The following is a 26,017-nucleotide window of genomic DNA, read 5'->3' as shown; positions in this document are numbered from 1 at the left end:
CGATCCTAGACGGCCCGCTCAGGACGGGTCGATCGCCGCCGCGGTCTCGCCGATCAGCAACGCGGCGTCGTCCGGGACGTTCCGCTTCAGCACCGCGAGGGCGACCTGGCCCAGCTCGTGGTGCAGCACGGCGGTCCCGACGAAGCCGACCGCGCGGCCGTCGAGGGTCACCGGCGTACCGGCCACCGGCGGCTGGTCGGTGGTCACCCCGTCCAGGTGCAGCAGTACGAGGCGACGCGGCGGCCGGCCCAGGTTGTGCACCCGCGCCACCGTCTCCTGCCCCCGGTAGCAGCCCTTGTCCAGGTGCACCGCCGGGGCGATCAGGTCGACCTCGGCCGGAATGGTCCGGTGGTCGGTGTCCACCCCGACCCGGGGCTGCCGGGCGGCCACCCGGATCGCCTCGTACGCCCAGAGCCCCGCGACCGGCACGCCGGCGCCGCGCAGCTCCGCCACCACCTGATCCATCGCCGACCGGGGCACCAGCAGGTCCACCCCGAGCGGACCACGTCGGGCCCAGCCGCCGATCGGCAGCGGTTTCACGTCGTACCGAGCGCTCGCCCGCTGTGGCACGGCACCGTGCGGGAACTTCGGACCGGGCACCGCGACCACGTCCGGTGCCGCCAGCTCGGTCACGCCGAGCGTGCCGAGCGCCTCCATGGCCGCCGGCCCGACCAGCGACAACAGCGCCCGTTCGGCCGTCGCGTCGCGCGGTTCGACCTTGCTGAAGAACCGCATCTTCTCCAGGTAGGTCAGCAGGCCCTCGGTCGCCCCCGGCTCGGTGTCCAGCCAGGTGGTCTCGCCGTCCTCGGCGACCATGGCGTGCTGCTCGACGTGGCCGTGCGGCGACAGCACCAGCAACTCGGTGCCCTCACCGGCGGAAAGCGTGGTCAGGTGCTGCGAGGTGACAGTGTGCAGCCAGCCGGCGCGGTCCTCCCCGGGCACCGCGATGACCCCTCGATGCGACCGGTCGACCAGGCCGACAGCGGTGTCGAGGGTGCGCTGCTCACGCAGCGGGTCGCCGTAGTGCGCGGCCACCCCCCGCACGCCGACCGCGACGTGCACAGGATCCGGCTGGTCACGGCTGGCCTCGTCGATGCTCTCGACGGCCACCGCACCCGCGATGTCGATCATTTTTCGTCCCCGTTCTCGCAGCGTGCGCAGACGCCGAAGAGTGATACGTGCCCGATGTCCACCCGGAAACCCCGCTGCGCGGCCAGCTGATCGGCGAGGGGGCGGAGCAGCTCCGGATCGATCTCGTCGATCGCGCCGCACTCCCGGCAGACCAGGTGGACGTGTTGGTGCTCTCCGGCGGCGTGGTAGGTCGGCGAGCCGTGTGAGAGATGCGTGTGGGTCACCAGGCCGAGCCGCTCCAGCAGCTCCAGCGTGCGGTAGATGGTGGTGATGTTGACCCCGGCGGCGACCTCCCGGACCGCGGTGTGCACCTGCTCCGGTGTGGCGTGGCCCAGATCGAGCACCGCCTGGAGGACGAGCTGCCGTTGGGGCGTCAGTCGTAGCCCACGGGCCCGCAGCATTTCCGCGAGGGAGGATTCGGACACCGTCCGATCATAGTTCGGCAATCGTGGCCATTCCTGCGCGCGACCGACCGCCGCTAGGCTCGACGGTCATGGTGACGTCGTCCGCCGGCACGGTCCCGGCCTCTGCGAGCCCGCGGATCGCCGTGCTCGGGCGCGGCCTGATCCCGGCCGACGAGCCGGTGCTCCGCGGCGACGACCTGGGTGTCCTGCGCGGCGACGGGCTCTTCGAGTCCATGCATCTGCGGGAGGGCCGACCGTGGCTGCTCGACGAGCACCTGGCTCGGCTGGCCACGGCGGCGGCGGCCGTCGACCTGGACCTGCCCCCCACCGACGCGCTGGTCGACCTGCTCGACACGGTGCGTTCGGGCTGGCCGGCGCAGGTGGAGGGCGCGCTGCGGCTGGTCTGCACCCGGGGCCCGGAGACCGGCACGGCGCCGACCGTCTACGCCACGCTGACCGAGGTGCCAGCGTCCTCCCGGGCCGCCCGGCAGGACGGAATCACGGTGGCCACCCTGCCGCTGGGGGTCCCCGCCGACGCGCGTACCGGACTGGACTGGCTGCCGGCGGGCATCAAGTCCACGTCGTACGCGGTCAACAGCGCAGCCCGCCGTTGGGCCCGCCGCACCGGCGTGGACGACGTGCTCTGGATCTCCTCCGACGGGTACGCCCTGGAGGGACCGATCGCCAACGTGGTGTGGCTCACCGGGAACATGCTCTGCACGGTGCCCGCAGCCACCACCGGCATCCTGCCCGGCACGACCGCGGCCTGGCTGCTCGCCCACGCTAACGAGCTGGGACTGGACGCCACCGAACGGATGGTCACGCCAGTCGAGCTGCACGCCGCCGACGGAGTCTGGTTCAGCTCGTCCGTGCGCGGGCTCGCCGAGATCCGGATGCTGGACGGGGTGCGCCGGGACCACTGCCCGCGCACCCCCGCCCTACACGCACTGCTGGGCTTCCCCGTCTAGCCCGCCGCCGAACCCGACTGGTCAGCCGCCGACCCGGACGAGTCGGGCGGAGAGGTGCGGGCTGAGCCCGTGCCCCATCGCGGCCATCTCCTGGGCGTAGAGCAGCGCGCCCTCGACGATGCCGAAGAGCCGGTGCCCGCCGGTGACCTCCTTGGCGGTCGGCGTCCGGATCACCGCATCGGTGGCGAACTCGACCTGGGTGCCGGTGCGCTTGCCCAGGTGCAGCTCCATCACCCCGGTCGGGGTGGTCAGCAGCGCCTCAAGCTCGTCGGTCGCCCGACCATCCACCAGCACCGGCCGCCACCAGCCGACCTCGCGACCTGCCGGGCGGACCGGCTTGCTCTGCTCGTCGAGGATCCAGGCCCGCGACTCGTAGTGCAGGAACGGCCGCCCGTCGTGGCTGATCCGGATCTCCTGCGCGTAGTCGAAGTCCTCGATGGTGGGGAAACCGCCCTTGCCCCGACCGCGCCACAGCCCGATGTACGGCAGCAGGGCGTCCAGCGCCGGGTGCAGCTTCGGCCCGACCCGCAGGTCGTGGCTCTCCTCGAACGGGTACTCCTCGACCGGCGGCGCGTTCAGCCACGGCGGCTGCAGCGGATTCTCGCTCACTGGGCCACCTTCGTTCGCGACTGCGGGGCTCGCAACCCCGGCTCACTCCTCGCGCTCACTGGGCCACCTTCGTTCGCGACTGCGGGGCTCGCAACCCCGGCTCACTCCTCGCGCTCACCAGCGTCCTCTCGAAATGCGTACGGCAAGGTAGACCAGGCCACCGGCGAGCCCGCCCAGGCCAGCGACCAGCAGGCTGACAAACCCGATCTCGGTAACCATCCCGGCCATCCTATGCTGGGCCACATGGCCCGCACTCTCGTCGTCAAGGCCACCGCGGGGGCGGACGCCCCGGAGCGGTGCGCGCAGGCATTCACCGTCGCCGCGACGGCGGTCGCGGCCGGGGTGGACGTCTCGCTCTGGCTGACCGGTGAGTCGACCTGGTTCGCACTGCCCGGTCGCGCCCAGCAGTTCGACCTGCCGCACTCCGCACCCCTGGCCGAGTTGTTGCACGTGATCCTGACCAGCGGCCGGGTGACCGCCTGCACGCAGTGCGCGGCCCGCCGGGAGATCGGCCCGGACGACGTACTCCCCGGGGTCCGGATCGCCGGTGCCGCCGTCTTCGTCGAGGAGGCGTTGGCCGAGGGCGCGCAGGCGCTCGTCTACTGACCGCACCGAGGCGGTGGGGCGGTAGGAGCGGAGTGCCGATACCGGCCCGACATCTCGGACGGCTGCCTACGATTCGGATGTGACCGAGGCGGCGGAGAGGTTCTTCGAGGCACTGCCGTCGCGCGCCCCCGAGATCCTGGGCGGCCTGGCCGACGGCACCATCCAGATCGACCTCGGCGACGACCACCGGACCGAACATTGGCTGGTCCGGATGCGGCCCGGGTCGGTGCAGGTCATCCGTGGGCGTGGCCCGGCCGACGCCATCTGGTACAGCAGCGCCGCCCTCTTCGACCGACTGATCACCGGCGAGGCTCAGGGGGTCGCGGCGGTGCTGCGCAACGAGAGCACGTTCAGCGGGAACGTAATGCTCTTCCTCGCCTTCCGCAGATTCTTTCCGAGCCCGCCCGGCACCAGCGACCCCCGCGAAACGGCCCGTCGAGCAGCCGGGCGACTCAGGTGAAGGACCTCGTCAGCATTCTGGACGGCAACACCTTCCTGGTCAGTGACCGACGTGGGGACATCGAGCCGTCCTACGACTTCCCCACCGGGCTGTTCTCCTTCGACACCCGCTTCCTGTCCACGTGGGTGCTCACCCTGGACGGCGAACGGCTGCACGCCCTCTCCCTCGACGACGCCGAGTCGTACCGCACCAAGTTCTTCCTCGCCCCCGGGGAGCCCACGCACTATCTGGACGCCAAGGCGTCGGTGATCCGCAGCCGGGCGATCGTGGGTAGCTTCGAGGAGGAGCTGACCGTGCTGAACCACCTCGGCACGGAGGTTGAGTACACCCTCCGGATCGAGATCGGGGCCGACTTCGCCGACCTGTTCGAGATCAAGAATTCTCTGCAGAAACGGGGCCGGATCACCGTCACGGTCGCCGAGAAGGAGCTTCGGCTGACCTACCGGCGGGAGGCGTTCCACCGGGAGACGGTGGTTCGCACCACCGCGCCGGCGCAGGTCGACGAAACCGGGATGAGCTTCCGGATCCGGATGGCCCGCAACGGCAGGTGGGCCACCCGGCTGCACGTGTCCAGCGTCGTCTACGGGGCCCGGAGCGAGGACATCCGGGCCACCCTCCCGTACGGTGGCAGTCGCAACGCGGACGCCATCCGGGCCGAGCAGCAGGAGCTGATCGACCGGGCACCGAAGCTCGGCTGCGACTGCGAGCCGCTGGCCGGGGCGTACCGGCGCAGCCTCAACGACCTGGCCGCACTGCGCTACGAGTCGATCGCCCTGGGCGTACGGCTGATCGCGGCGGGACTGCCCTGGTTCATGACCCTGTTCGGCCGGGACAGCATCATCACCTCGTTGCAGGTGCTGCCCTTCCTGCCGGAGCTGGTCCCGCCGACCATCCTGATGCTGGCCGGACTCCAGGGGCAGCGGGTGGACGACTTCCGGGACGAGGAACCCGGCAAGATCCTGCACGAGCTGCGGTACGGGGAGACCGCCGGCTTCGAGGAGCAGCCACACTCGCCGTACTACGGGTCGGCCGACTCGACGCCGCTGTTCATCATCCTGATCGACGAGTACGAGCGGTGGACCGGTGACGCCGCACTCGTCCGCAGGCTGGAGTGGCAGGTCCGCGCGGGGCTGGAGTGGATCGACACCTACGGTGACCTGCTCGGCACCGGCTACCTCTGGTACCAGACCCGCAACCCGCAGACCGGACTGCAGAACCAGTGCTGGAAGGACTCCTGGGACGCCATCTCGTACGCCGACGGTCAGCTGCCCGGCTTCCCCCGAACCACCTGCGAGTTGCAGGGCTACGCGTACGACGCGAAGATCCGGGCCGCCCGGCTGGCCCGGAAGTTCTGGAACGACCCGGAGTTCGCCGACGAACTGGAGCGGCAGGCCGCCGATCTCAAACGGCGGTTCGACAGCGACTTCTGGATCCCCGAGCGCGAGCACTACGCGCTCGCGCTGGACGCCGACGGCCGGCAGGTGGACGCGCTGACCTCGAACATCGGGCACCTGCTGTGGAGCGGCATCGTGGACGAGTCGCGCGCCGGCAAGGTGGTCCAGCACCTGCTCGGCCCACGGCTGTTCTCCGGCTGGGGGGTACGGACGCTCGCCAGCGACGAGGGCCGGTACAACCCGATCGGCTACCACGTGGGCACGGTCTGGCCGTTCGACAACTCGATCATCGCCTGGGGGTTGTGGCGGTACGGCTTCCGGGAGGAGGCCGGGTCGATCTGCGACACGATGCTGGCGGCGTCCCGGTACTTCCAGGGGCGGCTGCCGGAGGCGTTCGCCGGCTACGCCCGGGACCTCACCGGCTACCCGGTGGAGTACCCGACCGCGTGCAGCCCGCAGGCCTGGTCGACCGGTACCCCGCTGCTGCTGCTCCGGGTGATGCTGGGGTTGGAGCCGCAGGGCGAGCACCTGATCATCGATCCGGCTGTGCCACCGGGCATGGGCCGGGTCGAGCTGCTGGACATCCCCGGTCGGTGGGGCAAGATCGACGCGTTGGGCCGTAGCCGTGACCCGGAGGATCAACCGGCCAACGGCTGACCCGAGCGGGCTGCCATGACTCAGCCCGGGCAGCCGACGGTGGCGGCCAGTCGGGTGGCGTCCGGGCTGATCTCGGCCAGCACCGCGACGACGCCGCTGCGGTACGCGTACACCGGGGGTTGGTCCAGCAGTGGGGCGTTGCCGGCCAGCGGGGCGAGTGCGGCCGTCGAGGCGGCCGGGCCGGGACCGCTCGCGGACCACGCGGTGCGGGCGAGCCCGCCACCCGGGCAGGGCGCGGTGATCAGCTCCGGCGCGGCGTCCGGCCGGTCGAGTGCCCGCAGCGCCGCGCTCAGCGCCTCGGTCTCCGGGCCGTCGGCGGTGGCCGGGGCCGGCGTGTAGCCGGCGCCGACCGGTCGGCAACCGGTGTCGACGACCAGTCGCAACCGGCCGTCGACGGTCGGCCGTCCCTCGACGGCCACGAATTCTCCGGCGTCGGCGCGCAGCTCGGGGCCGTCCAGCCCAGGCCCGACCCCAGCTCGCCAGCTCGCCGGCAACCGGTCGGCGATGCCGGCCAGCGCGGCCTGCTGGTCGCCGGTGGCGGCGAGCACCCCGACCTCGCGGCGCAGCCTCGCCCCGTCGGCGAACGGGGTCACCCGGCAGCCGGACGCGATCCGCGCCGGGCCCAGTTCCAGCAGACCTGCCGCACCGACCGCCCGAGCCAACTCGCCGACCGCCCGGTCGACCACCGGGCCGGCCTGATCGAGGGAACGCTGTTCGCGCACGGTGGGCGGGTCGTCCCGCACCGACATCCAGGTCAGCCCGGCCAGCAACACGGCCCAGGCCACGGTCGCGGCAAGCAGCCAACGCCGCCGCGATCGGGCCGGTGCCGGCGCGGCGGGGCCGGCCGAAGAGGCCCAACCCGTCTGCACAGCACCGCTCACCCGGCCATGGTGTCACGTGCCCGCCGTCGGGCCGGCGGCGGAGGCGGGCGGCAGGGCGGGGCGACGCGGGTCAGTGGTCGTTCCGCCGGGGCGGCGGGTCGAGTCGATAGCCGAGCCCCCGCACGGTGTGCACCTGCGGCCCGCCCGGCAGGCTCCGCAACCTGCGGCGAAGCCGTCCGATCGTGGACCGCAGCGCGGCAATGTCCGCGCCACCCAGCGCGGAGGCGCAGAGCTGTTCGTAGCTCCACACCACCGGCGGCGGGCCGATCAACAGGGCCAGCAACTCCTGCTCGGTGGGGGTCAACGGGAGCGGATCACCGCGCCAGGTGACCCGGTGCCCGGCCCGATCGACGACCAGCTCACCCCACTCGACCAGGCCATCTGCCTCGCTGAGTGGCTGAACTGTGGGGCTGACCGGCGCCGGGCCTGTCGGCGCCGACAGCAGCTCCCGCAGCTCGGTCAGGTCGGCGCAGCTGAGCACCGGGGCGAGCCCGTCGAGTTGGCCCAGCACCCGCTCCCGCATCGACAGGTCCGTGCCCACGTAGAGGACGATGGGGACCCCTTCGCCGGACACGCCACTTTCATCCCTGAATTCCACCCGTAGATAGTGACGCATGCCGATGGATTTCGGCACCCGTCCGGGCCGGTGCGGTGCGGAAACGACCGGGGCCAGCCACCCCAGGAGGGTGACCGGCCCCGGTCGATCAGAGCAGTGGGTCAGGCGACGGTGACGGCAACCTCGTTGACACCCCGGCCGGCAGTGACAGCGGTGTCGCCGTTGCCGTGCCGGGACAGCGCCCGCAGCGTCCAGGAACCCGGCGCGGCGAAGAACCGGAACTGCCCAGCGGCCGAGGTGACCACCTCGGCGGTGAACTCACCGGTCGAGTCGAGCAGCCGAACGTACGCGCCCGGCACCGGCTCCGCCTCGGCAGACCGGACGACGCCGGTGATGACGGTCTCCTTCTCCAGGTCCAGGCTGGCCGGCAGCGGCGCGGCCTGGTCCGGTGCGGCGCAGCCCGCAGCGGTGGGAAGCGTCATGATCAGGCCTCCCCGGGTTCGTCGCCGAGGGCGACCGGCACACCGATCAGCGAGCCGTACTCGGTCCAGGAGCCGTCGTAGTTCTTCACGTTGCGGTGACCCAGCAGCTCCTGCAGCACGAACCAGGAGTGCGACGAGCGCTCACCGATCCGGCAGTACGCGATGGTCTCCCTGCCGTCGTCGAGCCCCGCGTCGCCGTAGATCTTGCGCAGCTCGTCGTCGGACCGGAAGGTGCCGTCCTCGTTGGCCGCCTTGGACCACGGCACGCTGATCGCGGTAGGGATGTGGCCGGCCCGCTGCGCCTGCTCCTGGGGCAGGTGGGCGGGGGCGAGCAGGCGACCGGCGAACTCGTCGGGGCTGCGCACGTCGACCAGGTTCTTGGTGCCGATCGCGGCGACGACCTCGTCGCGGAAGGCCCGGATGGAGGTGTCCTGCTCCTGCGCGACGTACTGGGTCGCCGGGCGGGACACCCGGTCGGTGACGAGCGGGCGGGCGTCCAGCTCCCACTTCTTGCGGCCGCCGTCGAGCAGCTTCACGTCACGGTGGCCGTAGAGCTTGAAGTACCAGTAGGCGTACGCGGCGAACCAGTTGTTGTTGCCGCCGTACAGGATGACGGTGTCGTCGTTGCTGATGCCGCGCTCGGAGAGCAGCGCCTCGAACTGGGACTTGTTGACGAAGTCCCGGCGGACCTGGTCCTGGAGGTCGGTCCTCCAGTCAATCTTGATGGCGCCGGCGATGTGGCCGGTGTCGTAGGCCGAGGTGTCCTCGTCGACCTCGACGAAGACGACGCCCGGGGCGTCGAGGTTCTTCTCGGCCCACTCGGCCGTAACGAGTGCGGTGTCGCGACTCATCGAATCACTCCCTGGTGAGGATGGATGGTGAGCCAACGCGCGCGTATCGATGGATGCATCTGTCGCACCACGCGCGGGACCCAGCGGAAGGACGGGATCACGGGTTCGTGCGACGGCGCCGCTGCCGGGCGTTCGGTGGGATGACCGGAGGGTGCGAGAACCCTGTGCCGGTGGCCGCCGTCAGGCGGCCGGAGACAGCCCCGCCGTCAGATGACGGGGCGACACAGGCAGGTGGCCACGCGGCACAGGTCGACCGCGCGCCGTTTGGTGAGGTGGGTCCCCATGGCCAGGGAGCTTACCAGCCAGTGACCGTACTGCCACTCAGCCGACCAGCATCCGGGAATCGCCGGGGCCGCCGAGGATTCGGTGTCCCACCGCGCCTCCGGCGTCAGCCGGCGGAGTTGATCGGCACGTTCTTCGCGTCGGCGGTGACCGCCAGTCCTTCCGGCAGTGGGCGGACCTCCCGGACCGCGAGCTGGAACGGCAGGTCAGGCAGGGGTACGTCGATGGAGATGCTCTTGGCGTAGTTGCTCAGGAAAGCGCGGGCCAGCGGCAGGTTCGGCAGACCCGCGGCGTCCAGGTCGTTGAACCGCAGGGCGACCGCGCCGTTGTCGGCGACGGTCACGTCGGCGGTGCCGCTGATGGTGAGCTTCTGACCGAGGATGTCGGCCGGGGCGGTGACGGTGAGCTTGCCGTTCTGCTCGCCGAGGGTGAGCCCAGGGCGGTTCAACAGCGCGGCCAGGCTCTCGTAGCTGATCGTGCCGGCGCCGTTGACGGTGTCCGCCACGACGTCACCCTGGCCGGTGCGCAGGGTGTCCAGCGAGGCCCGGACGTTGCGGGCGGTCACATCGAGCACCGGCAGCCGGACGGCGTCACCCTCGACCGAGCCCTGCACGTCCCGCAGGTTGATGGTGATCCGCTGGTAACGGCCGTCCAGCACCTGGGTGAGGAACGGAGTTCCGCCCACCTTTACCTCAGGGGCGGAGGATTGCGCGCCCTGCTTGGCGATCTCCTGACGCACGCGGTCGGCGATCATCCGCTCGGCGACCCCGACCGCCACCCGGTCGGCGACCACCAGCAACCCGGCCAGCAGCAGGAGCAGAACGAACAGCCCGATCAGCAGCTTGCGGCCGCGCCGCCGGGGTCGCGCCTCATCGACCGGATAGTCCTGCGCCACGCCGCCTCCTGTCTCCGCCCGTCGCGCCGCGACGGGTCGTCCGTACCGGTGCCGCAGGGCGGCGCACCCGTAGGTACCCGACCGGCCGCGCGCTCAACCGTGACTCAGAGGAAGAGCATGCACATCGCGTACGCGGCGGGCGCCGCCAGGGCGAAGCCACCGAGCGGACCCTGCATGTGCCGGGCCACCCACATCGTGGGCGGCTCGCCGGCCATCAGCCGACCCGCCTCCGCGTACCCCACGGCGAGGTCGGAGAGGACGGCGGTGACCGCCGCGACCAGCCCGGTCACGGCGGCCCGCGTCGGCGTGAAGGGCGTCACCAGGTAGCTGCCGAGCAGGGCGCTGGTCAGCGTACCGACCATCGCGCCGGCCACCACGCCAGCCGCACCTCGGGGCACCTGCGGGGCCAGCCGGGGCCAGGGCAGCACGGCGTCGGTGAGCCGGGCGACGGTGAGCGCGACACCGCTCGCGGTCAGGCAGACGGTGATCGCCTGGGTGCCGGCCGGGATCCGGCTGAGCACGATCAGGGTGCCGATGGCCACCACCCCGACGACGATGAGCAGCGTGGCGCCGAGCGAGTCGGTGACCCGAACCCGGTCGACCCGACGAACCAGCTGGCCGAGCACCGCGGCGACGAACCCTCCGACGGCCAGGTAGCCCAGCGGCGCCAGGCCGGCGACGTCGGTCTGCACCGCGGCGATGTCGGCGAGCGCCGCGACCGCGGCGCTGATCCCGGCGACCACCAGCAGCGCGGGCGGGCGCATGGCCATCGTCCAGGCCAGCACGAACAGCAGTTGGACGCCGAAGATGATGAAGGCGAACGGCAACCGGTGACCGGGACCCGACGTCTGCGCGCCGAGCACCAGGCCGACACCGAGCAGCGCGGCGAAGCCGGCGATGGTCAGCGCCAGCTGGCGGTGCACCGCGACCGGGGGGATGACCTCCTCTTCCGGCTCATCGATCTCGTCTTCGGATCGGCGGGCCGGCTCACCGGCGCGACGGGCCCGGCGAGGCCCACCCCGTTCGCGGCGATCGCCATCGGTGGTGGCCGGGCCGGTACGCGGTGCGGGCGGTTGGCCGCGCGTCGCTGCGGCGGCCGGACCCGGTCGGGGCCCAGCGGGCCACGATTCGTGGCCGGCCTCGGGCGAGGTGGAGGGAAACACGACCCGATCGTGCCAGACCGACGGCCCGACGCGGTGGTCACGGGTTTCAGGGACGTTAAAATCCGTGCCACGATCAGGGGCAAGATGGGCAAACGGGAAATGGCCTGATGGCGTGGCCGGGGCGATCGGTTAGGCTCAACGCGTTACCCGCCCGTCAGCGACGCCGGGACCACGCAATTTCTCAGCGCACTCCTTGATGAGTGCGACTGGTCGCGTGCGGCCTCGCGCCGCCGGGACGGAGGTGATCGTGGAGATCCTGCTGCTGGTGACCGCGCGCGCAGGGGAACCGTCGGCTGTGCTGCCGGCACTCGACCTGCTGCCGCACTCGGTCCGCACCGCGCCGCGCGACGTCCGCACCCTGGTCGCGGGCCCCAGCCCGGACGCGGTGATGGTGGACGCCCGATCGGAGTTGAGCGAGGCCCGGGCGACCTGCCGGATGTTGCACGCCACCGGGCTCGGCGTGCCGCTGGTCGCGGTGGTGACCGAGGCCGGTCTGATCGCACTCAACGCCGACTGGGGCGTCGACGACGTCATTCTCGCCTCGGCCGGCCCCGCCGAGGTCGAGGCACGACTGCGGCTGGCGGTGGGCCGACTCAGCAACGCGACCGCCGGCGCGGGTGGCTCGATCCGGGCCGGCGAGCTGACCATCGACCCGGACACGTACGCGGCCAAGCTCAAGGGCCGCCCGCTCGACCTCACCTACAAGGAGTTCGAGCTGCTGAAGTTCCTGGCCCAGCACCCGGGCCGGGTGTTCACCCGGGACCAGCTCCTGCGCGAGGTCTGGGGCTACGACTACTTCGGCGGCACCCGCACTGTCGATGTGCACGTCCGGCGGCTGCGCGCCAAGCTCGGCTCGGAGTACGAGTCGATGATCGGCACGGTCCGCCAGGTCGGCTACAAGTTCGTCGTTCCACCGTCGCGGTCGCTTGCCGAGGCGGAGCACGCGCCCCTGCCGGTCTGATCCGGCGGCCCACCCCGGGCGATTTCGCATATGCCCTTTTCGCGCAGCTTGGCGGTTTTATCCTGACTGCCGGGCTTGTCGGAGAAAGGGGCAACGGTGCGCGCACTGAACACGGGGGCGACGGGCCGGCGTGACCGGCAAGCCGGGTGGAAGTCGTGACGCGGGGCAGCTCCACCGCGCGGGCCGCGGGGATCGTGACGCTGGTGGTGGTGGGGCTGCTCGGCTCCGCGTACGTGCTGGGCCGCAGCCTCGTCCCCGACCAGACGCCTCGACACACCACCGGTGTCACCACGAACGCCGACGGGCCGCACTACGCCGACCAACCCAGCATCGGTGAGCCGAGCGGATCCCCGAGCGCCAACGCCAGCGCCAGCCCGACCCGGAGCGGGCCAGCCGAGACCGGCCAGGACGGAATCGGACGAGACGCCGGAGGCGACAACCTGTTCGGCGCGCACACCACCACCGGCAGCCCGCGGCTCGCGCTGACCTTCGACGACGGGCCGGACCCGCGCTACACCCCGCAGGTGCTCGCCCTGCTGCGCGAATACGACGTGCACGCCACGTTCTGTGTGGTCGGCGAGAACGCGCAGAACCACCCCGAACTGGTCCAGTCGATCGTCGACGACGGGCACACCCTGTGCAACCACTCCTGGCAGCACGACGTCGGCCTGGGCACCCGATCGGCCGACGCGATCCGCTCCGATCTCCTGCGCACCAACGCGGCGATCCGGGCGGCGGTGCCCAACGCCCCGATCGTCTGGTACCGCCAGCCGGGCGGGGCCTGGACGTACCCGGTGGTGTCGGTGGCACGGCAGCTCGGCATGACCCCGCTGCACTGGTCGGTGGACCCGTCGGACTGGGACCTCCCCGGGGCCAGCAAGATCACCGCGACCGTGCTGACCCAGGCCCAACCGGGCTCGGTGGTGCTGCTGCACGACGCCGGTGGGAACCGACAGGGCACGGTGGACGCGCTGCGCCGGATCCTGCCCGACCTGACCTCGCGGTTCGAGCTGGAGGCACTCCCCACCGACCCGACGTGAGTCGCGGCTTTACCCCGACGGTCCAGGCGTCACGACACGCAACGGATACGGTGGCGGGATGAGCAGCGCGGAGCCGACCAGCGACCAGGTGACCCGGAGGGACCGACTGGCGTCGGCGGAGATCGCCGACGTACTGGCCCTCGCCAGCGCCGCGGGTGACACGGACGGCGCGGACCCGCTCGACGAACACGTCCTGCTCCGGCTGCGTGACCCCGACGCCCCCGCCGTGCACCTCATCGCCCGCGCCGACGACGGCACCCTCACCGGGTACGCGCATCTGGACACCACCGACCCCGTGGCCGGGATCGGGGTCGAGCTGGTGGTGCACCCCGCGTACCGGCGACGGGGCACCGGGCGGGCGCTCGCCCGGGGCGTACTCGCCTCGGCGACCGGGCCGCTGCGGGCGTGGGCGCACGGCGACCACCCCTCGGCCGCCGCGCTCGCCGTCGACCTCGGCTTCACCCGCGCCCGGGTGCTCTGGCAGTTGCGCCGGCCGTTGGCCGCACCGCTGGGTGAGCCGCGCCTGCCCGACGGGGTGGCGCTACGCGCGTTCCGACCCGGGGCGGACGACACGGCCTGGCTGGCCCTCAACGCGCGGGCCTTCGCCGAGCACCCCGAGCAGGGCCGGTGGACGTCCGACGATCTGCGGGTCCGCCTCGCCGAGCCGTGGTTCGACCCGGCGGGCTTCCTGCTCGCCGAGAAGACCGCGAGCGGCCGACTGCTCGGTTTCCACTGGACCAAGGTGCACGAGCGGCCGGGGTCGGCCCGAATCGGCGAGGTGTACGTCCTGGGGGTGGACCCGACCGCGCACGGCGGCGGGCTCGGCCGGGCCCTGACCACCGCTGGGCTGGCCCACCTGCGGGACAAGCGCGGCCTGGACCGGGTGATGCTCTACGTGGACGACTCGAACACCGGGGCCGTCGCGCTCTACGAACGGCTGGGCTTCGCCCGCTGGTCCGCGCACATCAACTACCACCTGGGCTGACCGTCGGCGGTCGCGCCGAGCGAGTCACCGGTGGGTAACGGCCGGGCGTCGGCGGCATAACGGGGAACCGGAAATATACCCATACTTCCGACAGGTGTACCGCGGTTCACTTAACGGACAACTCACCCTCAGCAAGCGGTCACCTCAGCGGCCGCACGTGTTCACCTTGCGTTCACTTGCGACCGGCGAACCGGCTACCTGGCACTTCTAACTTTCGTGTCAGCCGGTCACTGCCGGTCCTCGGGCCCCGGGATCGGGGTGCCAAGTCAGACGCGAAGGGAAACCCCTCAGGTGAAGCTCCAGCGGTACGGCGCGATTGCCGGCCTCGCCCTTGCTGCGACGCTCGGTCTCAGCGCATGCGGCTCGGACAACAACGAGCCCACCCCCGGCGCCAACGCTTCGGGCTCGGCCGCCGCGGTCGACTGCGCTACCGGCACGCTGAACGCCCAGGGCTCGTCGGCGCAGAAGAACGCCATGGCCGAGTGGATCAAGGCGTACCAGCAGAAGTGCCAGGGTGTCACGATCAACTACGAGCCCAGCGGCTCGGGCGCCGGCATCCAGGCGTTCATCGCCGGGACCGCCGACTTCGCCGGCTCCGACTCCGCGCTCAAGCCGGAGGAGCAGCCCCAGGCCGACGCCAAGTGCGTCGGCGGCAAGGCCATCCACCTGCCGATGGTGATCGGCCCGGTGGCCGTCGCCTACAACGTCAGCGGCGTGGACAACCTCCAGCTCAAGCCGGCCACCCTGGCGAAGATCTTCGCCGGCAAGGTCACCAAGTGGGACGACGCCACGATCAAGGCCGACAACCCGGGTGCCACGCTCCCGGCGACCACGATCCAGACCGTCCACCGCTCGGACGAGTCGGGCACCACCGACAACTTCACCAACTTCCTCTCCAAGACCGCTGAGGCCGACTGGACCCTCGGCAAGGCCAAGGCGTGGAAGGCCCCGGGCGGCACCGGCGCCAAGGGCTCGGACGGCGTGGCCAGCCGGGTCAAGGGCGCCGAGGGCTCGATCGGCTACATGGAGTGGTCGTTCGCCGAGAACGCCGGCCTGAAGATCTCCAAGATCGGTAACGGTGCGGGTGAGTTCGCCGCGCTGACCGCCGACGCGGCCGGCAAGACCATCGCCGGTGCCAAGGTCGAGGGCCAGGGCGACGACCTCAAGCTGTCGATCGACTACAACACCAAGGAGGCCGGGGCCTACCCGATCGTCCTGGCGACGTACGAGATCGTCTGCAGCAAGGGCCTCGCCGCCGACAAGCTCCCGCTGGTCAAGGGTCTGCTGGGCTACGCCGCCAGCACCGAGGGCCAGGCTGCCATGACCGAGCTGGGCTACGCCCCGCTGCCGGAGAGCGTCCGCACCAAGGTCGAGGCCGCAGTCAAGAACATCTCCTGACCGACACCACTCCGCAATCGAATCGAGCGAGCAGATGGGTGACACCCCCCACCGCTCGGCCGACGCCGGCACCGGCGGGACGCGCGTGACCCAGAGTCACGAGTGGCCCGCCGGTGCCTCGGCGCGTGTGGCCGAGGCACCAGTCAGCACCCGTTCCCCGGGCGGCACCGGGCTGGGCGGCGGCGGCGCGCTGCCGCGCAGCCGTAGGTTCGGCGCCGAGCGGGCCTTCCGCGGTCTCACCCTGGCCGCCGGCACCGCCGTTCTGGTCATCATCGCCGCCATCGCGATCTTCCTGGTCGTCAAGGCGGTGCCGGCCCTACGCGCCAACACCGAGAACTTCTGGTCCTACGAGGGCTGGTCGCCCAACGAGACGGAGCCGAAGTTCGGCATCGGTGCGCTCGCCTTCGGCACCGTGCTCAGCTCGGCGCTGGCACTGCTCATGGCGGTGCCGGTGGCGCTGGGCATCGCCCTCTACCTCTCGCACTACGCGCCGCGCCGGCTGGGCACCGCGCTCGGCTTCCTGGTCGACCTGCTCGCCGCAGTGCCGAGCGTGGTCTTCGGCCTCTGGGGACGGGACGTCTTCAGCAGCCCCGTCCGGGACTTCTCCGTCTGGCTGAACCAGCACTTCGGCTGGATCCCGCTCTTCGGCGGCGACGGCCCCTTCGGGGCGTCCGTCATGCTCGGCGCCCTGGTGCTCGCGATCATGGTGTTGCCGATCATCACCTCGCTCTCCCGCGAGGTGTTCCTCCAGACGCCGACCGCGAACGAGGAAGCCGCCCTCGCCCTGGGCGCCACCCGCTGGGAGATGCTCCGCACCGCGGTGCTCCCCTACGGCCGCCCCGGCATCATCGCCGCGATGATGCTCGGCCTCGGCCGGGCGCTCGGCGAGACCATCGCCCTGGCGCTGACCCTCGGCATCACCTTCGGCATCTCGTTCAACCTGATCCAGAACGGCGGCAACACCATCGCCGCCAACATCGCCAACGCGTTCGGCGAGGCGAACGAGACCGGCCGGGGTGCGCTGATCGCCTCCGGCCTGGTGCTGTTCGCCATCACGCTGATCGTCAACATCACGGCGCGGGCGATCATCTACCGCCGCCGGGAGTTCACGGAGTCGGCCGCATGACCACAACCGTCACCTCCCACCGCACCCGGCCGCCGGCCCAGCCCGACTCGCTGCGGGCCAAGCGGCTGCCCTGGTACGCCGCCCCGGCCATCGCCGTGGCGGCCCTGGCGCTCTCCGCCGTGGCCGTCTACGGCACCGGCATCGGCGGCCCGGTCCTCGTGGTCGTCCTCGGCGCGATCCTCTACCTGGTCGGGCTCTTCGCCGCCGCCAACACGGTCGAGGGGCGCCGATCAGCCCGCAACCGCACCTGGAGCGCCCTGATCCACTCCGCGTTCGTGCTCGCGGTGCTGCCGCTCGTCTCGGTCGTCTGGACGCTGGTCAGCAAGGGCACCGAGCGGCTGGACGGCAACTTCTTCCAGACCTCGATGAACAACATCGGGGCCCGGGACGCCAACGGTGGCGCGTACCACGCGATCGTCGGCACGCTGGAGCAGGTCGGTATCGCCACCCTGATCACCGTCCCGCTCGGCGTTCTCTGCGCGATCTACATCGTCGAGTACGGGCGGGGCAGGTTCGCCTTCGCGATCCGGTTCTTCGTGGACGTGATGACCGGCATTCCATCGATCGTCTCCGGCCTCTTCGTGCTGGCGTTCTGGGTGCTGATCGTGTCGCCGTGGTTCAACGACGGTCGGCCCAGCTTCTCCGGCTTCGCCGCCGCGCTCGCGCTGAGCGTGCTCATGCTGCCCACCATCGTCCGGTCCACCGAGGAGATGCTCCGCCTCGTACCGGCGCCACTGCGCGAGGGCGCGTACGCGCTCGGCGTACCCAAGTGGAAGACGATCCTGCGGGTGGTGCTGCCGACGGCGCTGCCCGGCATCGTCACCGGCGTCATGCTCGCCATCGCCCGCGCGGCCGGCGAGACGGCGCCGGTGCTGCTGGTCGCCGGCGGTGGCGCCGCGATCAACACCAACCCCTTCGAGAACAACCAGTCGTCGCTGTCCCTCTTCGTCTACCAGCAGGCCGGTGACGCGTCGAAGTACGCCCCGGCACGAGCGTGGACCGCGGCACTCACCCTGGTCGCCCTCGTGCTCATCCTGACGATCGCGGCGAAGCTGCTGGCCCGTCGCAACCGGCTCAGCCGATGAACCCCGGAGGTACCACCATGGCCAAGCGCGTCTCCGCCTCGAACGTCACCGCGTACTACGGCGGCTTCAAGGCGATCGAAAACATCAACCTGACGGTCGAGCCGAAGACGGTCACCGCTCTCATCGGGCCGTCCGGTTGCGGCAAGTCGACGTTCCTGCGGTCGATCAACCGGATGCACGAGGTGCTGCCGGGGGCCCGGGTCGAGGGCAGTCTGACCATCGACGACCAGGACATCTACGACCGGGACGTGGACGTCACTGCGGTCCGGCGCACCATCGGCATGGTCTTCCAACGGCCGAACCCGTTCCCCACCATGAGCATCTTCGAGAACGTGGTGGCCGGGCTGAAGCTCAACGGGGTCCGCAAGAAGTCGATCCTGGAGGACGCGGCCGAGAAGGCCCTGCGCTCGGCGAACCTGTGGGACGAGGTCAAGGACCGGCTGGGCAAGCCCGGCGCGGGCCTGTCCGGCGGTCAGCAGCAGCGGCTCTGCATCGCGCGGACCATCGCGGTCGAGCCGCAGGTCGTCCTGATGGACGAGCCCTGCTCGGCCCTGGACCCGATCTCCACGCTGGCGATCGAGGACCTGATGTTCCAGCTCAAGGACAAGTTCACGATCATCATCGTGACGCACAACATGCAGCAGGCCGCGCGTGTCTCGGACCGGACCGCCTTCTTCTCGATCGAGAAGACCGGCGACCCGGGCCGCCTGATCGAGTACGACAACACCCAGAAGATCTTCAGCAACCCGAGCGTGAAGAAGACCGAGGACTACATCACCGGCCGCTTCGGCTGAGCCGCTGATCCCGGTCCGCGGGGGCGTCGGTCGACCCGACCGACGCCCTTCCGCGTGCCCGAGACGCTTTCGACGCGCTTCCCAACGCGCCCCAGCCGGACGGGCCCCGAAGCGGGCCAGACCACGCCCAAGATCTGCGCAACTACCCGGATCCTGCTGCCTCCCGCGAGTCCGAGGCAGCAGGATCCCTGAACTTGCGCGGATCTTGACGGCACGCGCTGGGCGGGGGCGCGGCGCACGCTGGGGGCGCGGCCGCACGCGGGGGCGCGGCGCAGCGGGGGCGCGGCGCACGCGGGGCGCGGCGCGCACGGGCTCACAGTCAGGCCAGGACGAAGCGGGGTTCGCCGCCCGCGGGCAGGTCCAGGCGGGGGGTGACCGGGGTGGCGGCGTCCCGGTCGGCCGCCGCCCTCGCCACCCCGGCCAGGTCGCCGGCCGCCGCCACCTGGGCCAGCGTGACGATGGTCGGTGGCAGCATGGTCAGCTCGCCGGCCTGCGCGCGGGCCAACGCGTCCGCCGGCCGGATCCACAGGGTGTGGTCGGCCTCGCCGGAGACGTCGCGGGTCCGCTGTCCCGCCGGCAACAGGGCGACGAAGAAGTACGTGTCGAAGCGGCGCGGCTCGAACTCGGGCGTGATCCACCGACTCCACGGCAGCAGCAGGTCCGACCGCAGCGTGAGCTGTCGGTTGGCGAGCAACTCGGCGAAGCCCAGCCGGCGTCCCTCCAGATCCTGCCGGGCGGCCTCCCAGTCGTCCCCGCTGACGTCGCCCACCACAGTCGTGGGGTCCGGGCCGGCGAGCAGCACGCCGGCCTCCTCGAAGACCTCCCGGGCGGCGGCACAGACCACGGCCCGGGCGGCTTCCGGGGTCACCCCGAGCCGGCCCGCCCACTCGGTCGGAGCCGGGCCCGCCCAGTCCAGGTGTGCCGCGGAGTCGGAGCGATCCACCCCACCGCCGGGGAAGGCGTACATCCCGCCGAAGGTCATGGCGGCGACCCGGCGGATGACGTACACCTCGAAGTCGACGTCGGTCGGACGCAGCAGCAGCACGGTGGCGGCGACCCGCGGCACCGCCGGGGTGCCACCCTCGGCCTGGAACCGGCGGGCGTGCTCGACCAGGGCGGCCGGGGCGGCGAAGCCGTCACTGTCGATCGTCATGCCGCGAGCCTAGTTCCCCGGGCCGGACCACCACCGGGCCAGACCACCGGGCCAGACCACCGACCACGGCCTTTGCTCTGCTGCCGTTTACGCACCACCCTTACGCGGCGCCCTTACGCGGCACCCTTGCACACCACCCTTACGCACCACCCTTACGCGGCACCCCCGGGCCCGGCCGAGTGCTGGCGCATCGGCGGCAGCAGAGCAAAGGCGAGGCAACAGGTGGTCGGTAGGCGAGGGGTGGGGCGGGCGACCCGGCAACCGCAGGGTTAGCGTTTCGGCATGACTCGTTGGGGCATCCTGGCCACCGGCCACATCGCCAGCCGTTTCGCCGAAGACCTCCGGCTGGTTCCGGACGCCGAGTTGGTCGCGGTCGGCTCCCGCGCCGCGGAGAGCGCGCAGCGCTTCGCCGACACGTACGGCGCGAAGCGCGCCTACGGCTCCTGGGTGGAGTTGGCCGCCGACCCGGAGGTGGACGCGATCTACGTGGCGACCCCGCATTCCGCGCACTACGAGGCGGCGATGACCTGCCTCACCGCCGGGCGGGCGGTGCTGTTGGAGAAGCCGTTCACCCTCGACCTGGCGACCAGCACCGAGCTGGTGGAGACGGCCCGCGCCGCCGGGGTCTTCCTGATGGAGGCCATGTGGATGCGGTTGAACCCGATGATCCTGCGGGTGGTCGAGCTGATCGCGGACGGGGCGATCGGCACTGTTACCGGCGTCCGGGCCGACTTCGGGGTGGCCGGGCCGTTCCCGCCGGAGCACCGGATGCGCAACCCGGCACTGGGTGGGGGTGCCCTGCTCGACCTGGGGATCTACCCGATCAGCCTGGCTCACCTGCTGCTCGGGGTGCCGCAGCACGTCCGGTCCTGGGCGCGGCTCGGCCCGGAGGGTACGGACGAGAACACCGGCATCCTGTTCGGCTACGACAGCGGCGCGCTGGCGACGCTGAGCTGCGGCATGGTCGGGGCGAGTGAGCTGTCCGCCTCCATCACCGGCAGCACCGGCCGGATCGACCTGCCGGAGCCGTTCTTCCGGCCGGGTTCGCTGACCCTGCATCGGGCCGGCGCAAAGCCGGAGACGATCACCGCGGCGGAGGCCGGCAACGGCTACCAGTACGAGGCGATCGAGGTGCAGCGCTGCCTGGCCGCCGGCCTGACCGAGAGCCCGGTGGTGCCGCATGCCACCACCCTTGAGGTGATGACCCTGCTGGACACGGTCCGCGAGCAGATCGGCGTGCGTTACGTCTGAACAGGGAAGGGCCCCTTGCCACGGGGTGGCAAGGGGCCCTTTCAGAAACTCAGCCGAAGAGCGGGCGGACCAGCAGGTACGTCAGGCACGCGATGAGTGCGGCGGCCGGGAACGTGATGATCCAGGCGAGCACGATGTTGCCGGCCACGTTCCAGCGGACCGCGGAGAGTCGCTTGGTCGCGCCCACACCCATGATCGCCGAGGTGATGGTGTGGGTGGTGGAGATCGGCGCCTTCAGCACCAGGGCGTTGAAGTAGAGCACCGCGCTGGCGACGGTCTCGGCGGCGAAGCCCTCCGGCGGCCCCAGGTCGATGATCTTGCGACCGAGGGTGCGGATGATCCGCCAACCACCGGCGTACGTGCCGAGGGCCAGCATCGTCGCCGAGGTCCAGAACACCCAGCCGGGGATGTGCGTCTTGCTCTCCTGGAAACCGCCTGTGTAGAGCGCCAGCACCACGATGCCCATGGTCTTGGCGGCGTCCTGCATGCCGTGACCGACCGACATGGCGGCCGCCGAGGCGGTCTGCGCCCAGCGGAAGCCCCGGTTGAGCTTGCCCGGCTGCCCCTTCCGGAACAGCCAGAGGATGGCAAGCATCAGCAGGTAACCGAGGGTGAGACCGACGATCGGCGACAGCACCATCGGCAGCAGCACCTTCTCGCCGATGTTGACCCATTGCACGATGCCGCCGCTGGACAGCAGGGTCGCGCCGACCAGGCCGCCGAAGAGCGCGTGCGAGGACGACGAGGGCAGACCGAAGTACCAGGTGATCAGGTTCCAGGCGATCGCCCCGAGCACCCCGGCGAAGACCACACCGAGGCTGCTCACCCCGGTGGGGAGGGTGACCAGGCCGTCGCCGACGGTCTTGGCCACGCCGGCGCCGAAGTGGGCGCCGACGAAGTTGCCGACCGCGGCGAGCCCGAGGGCGATCCGGGGTGTCAGCGCCCGGGTGGAGACACTTGTCGCGATCGCGTTCGCGGCGTCGTGGAAGCCGTTGGTGTAGTCGAACGCCAGGGCTACCGCGATCACCGCCAGTACGGCGATGAGTTCAGGAGACACCGGCTCAGGACTCCTTGACCGCGATGGTCTCGACGGTGTTGGCCACGTGCTCGAAGGCGTCGCAGGCGGCCTCCAGCTCGTCGGCAACCTCCTTCATCTTCAGCACGGTCAACGCGTCGTACTCACCGGAGAAGAGCCGGACGAGCAGCTGCCGGTTGATCCGGTCGCCCTCGTTCTCCAGCCGGTTGCACTCGATCCAGTAGTCCTCGAGGTCCTTCATCGACTTCAGCCGGGGCATCGCGTCGGCGGTCAGCTTCGCCTGCTGGTCGAGCACGTTGACCATCTCGTGCAGCTCACGGGGCAGCGCCGGAAGCTCGGTCAGCCCGTACAGGTAGAGCAGGTCGCCGACTGCTTCCAGGTGGTCCATCACGTCGTCCAGCAGCGAGCCGAGCCGGTAGATGTCCTCCCGGTCGAACGGGGTGATGAAGGTCGAGTTGATCTTCTTGTACAGGTCGTGGGTGATCTGGTCGCTGTCGTGCTCGACCTCGGTCAGCCGCTCGCTGACCGACTGCACGTCCACGCCGGGCAGGGCCAGCTCGTTGAGCAGCGCGGTGCCCCGGACCAGGTTCTGCGCGGCCCTGGTGAAGAGCTCGTAGAAGGCGCCCTCGGTGGGGCGGAAGGAAAACTTCACAGCACAGACCTCGTCGCATCGGTGGAAGGGTGGCGGCGCCCGAGAGCGCCCACTCGGTGAATGCTAGGAAACGCCCGAACCAGGAATTCGCCGGCCCACCCCTGGCCAGGCACCATTCACCGCTCGTTCACCTGCCGTTCATCTCGGCTGCCCCACCCGCACCCGCTCCCCCAGCCAGCAGGCGCTTCCGCTCCCGCGCCACGTCGAAATCGGCAGCCGGATACCCGAGTTCGAGCGTGTCGAACGTCTCACGTAGCAGATGGGCCACCGCCCAGTCCCGGTACCACTTGCGGTCCGCCGGCACCACGAACCAGGGCGCGGCGTCCGTGCCGCACCGGCTCAGGGCCTCGGCGTACGCGGCCTGGTAGTCGTCCCAGTGCCCCCGCGAGTCGATGTCGGAGGGGTTGTACTTCCAGTGCTTGCGCGGGTCGGTGAGCCGGTCCAGCAGGCGCTCGCCCTGCTCGGCGTACGAGATGTGCAGCATCACCTTGATCAGGGTCACACCGCCCTCGGTCAGCTCCCGCTCGAACGCGTTGATCTCGTCGTAGCGGGCCCGCCAGATCGTCTCCGGCACCAGCGAGCCGACCCGGGCGATCAACACGTCCTCGTAGTGCGACCGGTTGAACATCCCCACGTACCCCGGCGGCGGCAGCTCCCGGCGAATCCGCCAGAGGAAGTCGTGCCGCAGCTCCTGGCGAGTCGGCGGCCCGAACGAGCGGATGTGCAGGCCCAGCGGGTTCATCGCGCCAGCCACCCGCTTGATCGTGCCGTCCTTGCCGCCGCAGTCCATGGCCTGGAGCACCAGCAGCACCCGGCGCGCCGGCCGCTCCGACCCGGTCTTGGCCATCGCGAAGAGCATCTCCTGCCGCCGGCCCAGCTCCTCGCCGACCAGCTCCAGCTGCTCCCGCGCCCAGGTCTTACGGTGCGCGCCGCGGCCCGCCGGCCCCGGCAGGCCGGGCATGGACCGCGGGTCGATCGCGCCGAGATCCACCGGCGCGGTGACCAGCAGCAGCTCCCGTACCGAGCCGCCGTCCGGCGCCACGATCTGCCCTTGCTGGGGTGCGCTCATGCACGGATCATCGCCCACCCACCGCCTCTCCGCCCGCCGAGAGGGATCCGCCTCATCACCGCGTTCGCGGTGGACCAGGGCCGGATCAGACCACCAGGGCCAACCATTTGCGGTACGCGGTGGCGAACGGCTCCGTGCCGTCGCCCAGTGCCCCGAACAGTCGTTGGGCTGCGGCCTCGGCCTCGGCCACCACGTCGTCCGGGTAACCGAACCGGGCCCGGTGCTCGGCGAACTCGTCCTCGTCGAGCAACTCCACCAGCCCGGTGGCCCGGCGCCGGACGACGTCCAGATCGAGGTCGATCAGGTGAACGGTGTCGTCGGACTCCCAGCGGGCCGGCGTGGTGATGTCGCAGTAGACCTCGCTGGTCCGGGGCGGGGGGTTGAACATGGCCGTCCACCAGGCACGATGTGGCACCAGCAGCACGAACGGGATCTTCTCCACCGAGGGCCGGCCGTGGTAGACCGATTCGGTGCCCTCAGGCACGCCGAGCCAGATGCCGAGATCATCCTCGGTGAGCCGGCGGGCCGGGTAGTCGCGGTGGGCGCTGCCGTCGTACTTGCGGTAGATCACACGGACCACGTCGCTCGGCATGATTCGCACCCTAACCGATACAGCCCAACGCGTCGTAGCGCGGCCGTAACCGGACGGGGTCGGTTGGACACCCTGCTCAGCCGGCAGCACGCCACGCGGCGGATGGGCGCGGCCGGTGTCGGCGGCGCCGGGTACCGTCGCACGGTGACTCCGCCCCGCACCGCCACCGGTTCCGCCACCCCGTCGGCCCGTGCCAAGGGCCGGCGGCGGGGTGCTCGGCCCAGTGGCAGGGAGCTGCTGGCAGCGGCGGTGGGCGCGGTGCCCGGCGGCGCGGAACGCCCCGGTCAGTTGCAGATGACCACGGCGATCGAGGAGTGCGTGGCCGGCGGCGAGCATCTGCTCGTGCAGGCGGGCACCGGCACCGGCAAGTCGCTGGCCTACCTCGCACCGGCGCTCACTGTGGACGGTCCGGTGGTGGTCTCCACCGCCACCCTGGCGTTGCAGTCCCAACTGGTCGACCATGACCTGCCCCGGCTCGCCGACGCGGTCGAGCCGGTGCTGGGCCGTCGGCCCACCTTCGCCGTGCTCAAGGGCCGCCACCACTACCTCTGCCTGGCCCGACTGGACAACTCCACCGAGGAGGAGCCGGAGGACACCCTCTTCGACGCCCCGGCGACGCGCCCCGGCGGCGGGACGAAGTGGCTCGGTGAGGCGGGCCGGTTGGGCAAGCAGATCGAGCGGCTGCGTGACTGGGCCGAGAAGACCGCCACCGGCGACCGCGACGAACTGGACCCGGGCGTCGACGACCAGGCCTGGCGGCTGGTGTCGATGCCGGCCCGCGAGTGCGTCGGCGCGACCCGTTGCCCGTTCGGGCAGGAGTGCTTCGCCGAGGCGTCGAGGGCCCGCGCCCGGGAGGCCGACATCGTGGTGACCAACCACAGTCTGCTCGCTGTCGACATGCTCGCCGACCGGCACATCGTGCCGCCGCACAAGCTGCTCATTGTGGACGAGGCGCACGAGCTGGCCGACCGGGTCTCCTCCGCGGCCCAGGCGGAGCTGGTGCCGGAGCTGATCGACCGGACCACCCGGAGAGCCCGTACGCTGCTGCGCCCGGAGACCGCCGAGGCGCTCACCGCCGCCGGTGACGCCCTCGCGGTCGGGCTGGCCGAGGCGCCGGCCGGGCGGATCACCGCCGGGTTGCCGACGCCCCTGCGGGAGGCGTGCACGCTGCTCGACGCGGCGACCCGCACCGCCCTGGACGCGATCGGCGACGTCAAGGCCGATGACCCCGACCCGGTCCGCAAGCAGCAGGCCAAGGCCGCCCTGGACGAGCTCTCCAGCACCGCGCAGCGGCTGCTGGAGGAGGCCGACCACGACGTGGCCTGGGTGGAGAAGAACGACAGCGGCAGCCGCCGGGCGCTGGTGGTCGCGCCGCTGTCGGTGGCCGGCACCCTCGCCACCCAGCTGTACGACGAACGCACCGTCGTCGCCACCTCGGCGACCCTGGCGCTGGGCGGCCGGTTCGACACGGTCGCCCGCGCCCTCGGGCTGGACGCGCCGCCGCCTGCCCCGCCGACCCCCGCCGCCGCCGCGCTG

The 26,017-nt window shown here is 71.4% G+C and carries 29 protein-coding genes; 13 read left to right on the top strand and 16 right to left on the bottom strand.

Annotation, left to right across the window (positions count from 1 at the left end; all coding sequences use genetic code 11):
* Positions 1-18: 18 nt before the first annotated feature.
* Complete coding sequence (locus tag ABZU52_RS18690; RefSeq protein ID WP_354972262.1) at positions 19-1,131, bottom strand: folate-binding protein; 1,113 nt, start codon at positions 1,129-1,131, stop codon at positions 19-21.
* On the bottom strand, positions 1,128-1,556 hold the full coding sequence (locus ABZU52_RS18685) for a Fur family transcriptional regulator (RefSeq protein ID WP_354972261.1): 429 nt from the start codon (positions 1,554-1,556) through the stop codon (positions 1,128-1,130). The genes ABZU52_RS18690 and ABZU52_RS18685 overlap by 4 nt, the downstream gene beginning before the upstream one ends.
* A gap of 68 nt (positions 1,557-1,624) precedes the next feature.
* Between ABZU52_RS18685 and ABZU52_RS18680 the strand changes: the two genes are divergently transcribed.
* Positions 1,625-2,503, top strand: a complete 879-nt coding sequence (locus ABZU52_RS18680) for an aminotransferase class IV (protein ID WP_354972260.1) — start codon at positions 1,625-1,627, stop codon at positions 2,501-2,503.
* Positions 2,504-2,524: 21 nt separating this feature from the next.
* Here the strand turns inward: ABZU52_RS18680 and ABZU52_RS18675 are convergent, their stop codons facing one another.
* On the bottom strand, positions 2,525-3,112 hold the full coding sequence (locus ABZU52_RS18675; protein ID WP_238660123.1) for an FABP family protein: 588 nt from the start codon (positions 3,110-3,112) through the stop codon (positions 2,525-2,527).
* Positions 3,113-3,226: 114 nt separating this feature from the next.
* Entirely contained in the window at positions 3,227-3,331 is a 105-nt protein-coding gene (gene mtfM / locus ABZU52_RS18670) for a small membrane protein MtfM (protein WP_030327764.1), read from the bottom strand.
* Between the two features lie 12 nt (positions 3,332-3,343).
* On the opposite strand from mtfM, the gene ABZU52_RS18665 reads away from it, so the two are divergent.
* The 3 genes from ABZU52_RS18665 (at position 3,344) to ABZU52_RS18655 (ending at position 6,229) form a co-directional block, all read left to right on the top strand.
* Positions 3,344-3,718 carry a DsrE family protein gene (locus tag ABZU52_RS18665; protein WP_112584197.1) on the top strand — a complete coding sequence of 125 codons (375 nt, stop codon included), beginning with the start codon at positions 3,344-3,346 and terminating at the stop codon, positions 3,716-3,718.
* 79 nt (positions 3,719-3,797) lie between these two features.
* Complete coding sequence (locus ABZU52_RS18660; protein ID WP_354972259.1) at positions 3,798-4,178, top strand: SCP2 sterol-binding domain-containing protein; 381 nt, start codon at positions 3,798-3,800, stop codon at positions 4,176-4,178.
* Positions 4,175-6,229: a glycogen debranching N-terminal domain-containing protein gene (locus ABZU52_RS18655; protein ID WP_354972258.1), complete on the top strand. Its 2,055-nt coding sequence runs from the start codon at positions 4,175-4,177 to the stop codon at positions 6,227-6,229. Before ABZU52_RS18660 ends, ABZU52_RS18655 begins: the two co-directional genes overlap by 4 nt.
* 20 nt (positions 6,230-6,249) lie before the next feature.
* Here the strand turns inward: ABZU52_RS18655 and ABZU52_RS18650 are convergent, their stop codons facing one another.
* The 7 genes from ABZU52_RS18650 to ABZU52_RS18620 all read right to left on the bottom strand — a co-directional run bounded on the left by ABZU52_RS18650 (position 6,250) and on the right by ABZU52_RS18620 (position 11,339).
* On the bottom strand, positions 6,250-7,110 hold the full coding sequence (locus tag ABZU52_RS18650) for a hypothetical protein (protein WP_354972257.1): 861 nt from the start codon (positions 7,108-7,110) through the stop codon (positions 6,250-6,252).
* Between the two features lie 70 nt (positions 7,111-7,180).
* Positions 7,181-7,639: a winged helix-turn-helix domain-containing protein gene (locus ABZU52_RS18645; protein WP_354972284.1), complete on the bottom strand. Its 459-nt coding sequence runs from the start codon at positions 7,637-7,639 to the stop codon at positions 7,181-7,183.
* Between the two features lie 188 nt (positions 7,640-7,827).
* Complete coding sequence (locus ABZU52_RS18640) at positions 7,828-8,148, bottom strand: DUF1416 domain-containing protein (RefSeq protein WP_030327770.1); 321 nt, start codon at positions 8,146-8,148, stop codon at positions 7,828-7,830.
* A 2-nt stretch (positions 8,149-8,150) separates the two neighbouring features.
* Positions 8,151-8,999: a sulfurtransferase gene (locus ABZU52_RS18635; RefSeq protein WP_354972256.1), complete on the bottom strand. Its 849-nt coding sequence runs from the start codon at positions 8,997-8,999 to the stop codon at positions 8,151-8,153.
* A gap of 206 nt (positions 9,000-9,205) precedes the next feature.
* On the bottom strand, positions 9,206-9,283 hold the full coding sequence (locus ABZU52_RS18630) for an Ms5788A family Cys-rich leader peptide (protein WP_310503780.1): 78 nt from the start codon (positions 9,281-9,283) through the stop codon (positions 9,206-9,208).
* Between the two features lie 104 nt (positions 9,284-9,387).
* On the bottom strand, positions 9,388-10,176 hold the full coding sequence (locus tag ABZU52_RS18625) for a DUF2993 domain-containing protein (RefSeq protein WP_354972255.1): 789 nt from the start codon (positions 10,174-10,176) through the stop codon (positions 9,388-9,390).
* A 104-nt stretch (positions 10,177-10,280) separates the two neighbouring features.
* On the bottom strand, positions 10,281-11,339 hold the full coding sequence (locus tag ABZU52_RS18620; protein WP_354972254.1) for a hypothetical protein: 1,059 nt from the start codon (positions 11,337-11,339) through the stop codon (positions 10,281-10,283).
* Positions 11,340-11,580: 241 nt separating this feature from the next.
* Between ABZU52_RS18620 and ABZU52_RS18615 the strand changes: the two genes are divergently transcribed.
* From ABZU52_RS18615 to pstB, 7 genes are all read left to right on the top strand, one after another.
* A complete protein-coding gene (locus ABZU52_RS18615; protein WP_184188346.1) occupies positions 11,581-12,300 on the top strand; it encodes a response regulator transcription factor in 720 nt (239 codons plus the stop codon).
* Positions 12,301-12,455: 155 nt separating this feature from the next.
* The gene (locus ABZU52_RS18610) at positions 12,456-13,340 is read left to right on the top strand and encodes a polysaccharide deacetylase family protein (protein ID WP_354972253.1); all 885 of its coding nucleotides are present in this window, start codon (positions 12,456-12,458) and stop codon (positions 13,338-13,340) included.
* 58 nt (positions 13,341-13,398) lie between these two features.
* Complete coding sequence (gene mshD / locus ABZU52_RS18605) at positions 13,399-14,325, top strand: mycothiol synthase (RefSeq protein WP_354972252.1); 927 nt, start codon at positions 13,399-13,401, stop codon at positions 14,323-14,325.
* A gap of 291 nt (positions 14,326-14,616) precedes the next feature.
* Positions 14,617-15,723 (top strand): phosphate ABC transporter substrate-binding protein PstS, encoded by a 1,107-nt coding sequence (gene pstS / locus ABZU52_RS18600; protein ID WP_354972251.1) that lies wholly within the window; start codon positions 14,617-14,619, stop codon positions 15,721-15,723.
* A 34-nt stretch (positions 15,724-15,757) separates the two neighbouring features.
* Positions 15,758-16,849 (top strand): phosphate ABC transporter permease subunit PstC, encoded by a 1,092-nt coding sequence (gene pstC, locus ABZU52_RS18595; RefSeq protein WP_196919983.1) that lies wholly within the window; start codon positions 15,758-15,760, stop codon positions 16,847-16,849.
* On the top strand, positions 16,846-17,934 hold the full coding sequence (gene pstA / locus ABZU52_RS18590; RefSeq protein ID WP_354972250.1) for a phosphate ABC transporter permease PstA: 1,089 nt from the start codon (positions 16,846-16,848) through the stop codon (positions 17,932-17,934). The genes pstC and pstA overlap by 4 nt, the downstream gene beginning before the upstream one ends.
* Positions 17,935-17,951: 17 nt before the next feature.
* A complete protein-coding gene (gene pstB / locus ABZU52_RS18585; protein ID WP_099848932.1) occupies positions 17,952-18,728 on the top strand; it encodes a phosphate ABC transporter ATP-binding protein PstB in 777 nt (258 codons plus the stop codon).
* 319 nt (positions 18,729-19,047) lie between these two features.
* Here pstB and ABZU52_RS18580 read toward each other — a convergent pair whose 3' ends face one another.
* Positions 19,048-19,881 (bottom strand): NUDIX hydrolase, encoded by an 834-nt coding sequence (locus tag ABZU52_RS18580; RefSeq protein WP_354972249.1) that lies wholly within the window; start codon positions 19,879-19,881, stop codon positions 19,048-19,050.
* A gap of 282 nt (positions 19,882-20,163) precedes the next feature.
* Here ABZU52_RS18580 and ABZU52_RS18575 point away from each other — a divergent pair, with 282 nt between their 5' ends.
* A complete protein-coding gene (locus tag ABZU52_RS18575) occupies positions 20,164-21,132 on the top strand; it encodes a Gfo/Idh/MocA family oxidoreductase (protein WP_354972248.1) in 969 nt (322 codons plus the stop codon).
* 49 nt (positions 21,133-21,181) lie between these two features.
* On the opposite strand, the gene ABZU52_RS18570 is transcribed toward ABZU52_RS18575, so the two are convergent.
* The 4 genes from ABZU52_RS18570 to ABZU52_RS18555 all read right to left on the bottom strand — a co-directional run bounded on the left by ABZU52_RS18570 (position 21,182) and on the right by ABZU52_RS18555 (position 24,481).
* Positions 21,182-22,189, bottom strand: coding sequence for an inorganic phosphate transporter (locus ABZU52_RS18570; RefSeq protein WP_354972247.1), 1,008 nt, complete (start codon positions 22,187-22,189; stop codon positions 21,182-21,184).
* 4 nt (positions 22,190-22,193) lie between these two features.
* Positions 22,194-22,820, bottom strand: coding sequence for a DUF47 family protein (locus tag ABZU52_RS18565; protein ID WP_053655020.1), 627 nt, complete (start codon positions 22,818-22,820; stop codon positions 22,194-22,196).
* A gap of 127 nt (positions 22,821-22,947) precedes the next feature.
* Positions 22,948-23,889, bottom strand: a complete 942-nt coding sequence (locus ABZU52_RS18560) for a PPK2 family polyphosphate kinase (protein ID WP_354972246.1) — start codon at positions 23,887-23,889, stop codon at positions 22,948-22,950.
* 85 nt (positions 23,890-23,974) lie between these two features.
* Positions 23,975-24,481 carry a DUF402 domain-containing protein gene (locus tag ABZU52_RS18555; protein ID WP_354972245.1) on the bottom strand — a complete coding sequence of 169 codons (507 nt, stop codon included), beginning with the start codon at positions 24,479-24,481 and terminating at the stop codon, positions 23,975-23,977.
* 102 nt (positions 24,482-24,583) lie between these two features.
* On the opposite strand from ABZU52_RS18555, the gene ABZU52_RS18550 reads away from it, so the two are divergent.
* Positions 24,584-26,017: ATP-dependent DNA helicase (locus ABZU52_RS18550; RefSeq protein WP_354972283.1), on the top strand; the 1,434-nt coding region annotated here is incomplete at its 3' end.

The organism is Micromonospora sp. NPDC005220 (genome assembly GCF_040607895.1).
Taxonomy (GTDB): Bacteria; Actinomycetota; Actinomycetes; order Mycobacteriales; family Micromonosporaceae; genus Micromonospora.
Note: the sequence above shows the minus strand (reverse complement) of the source record. Positions and strands in the feature narration are given on the sequence as shown.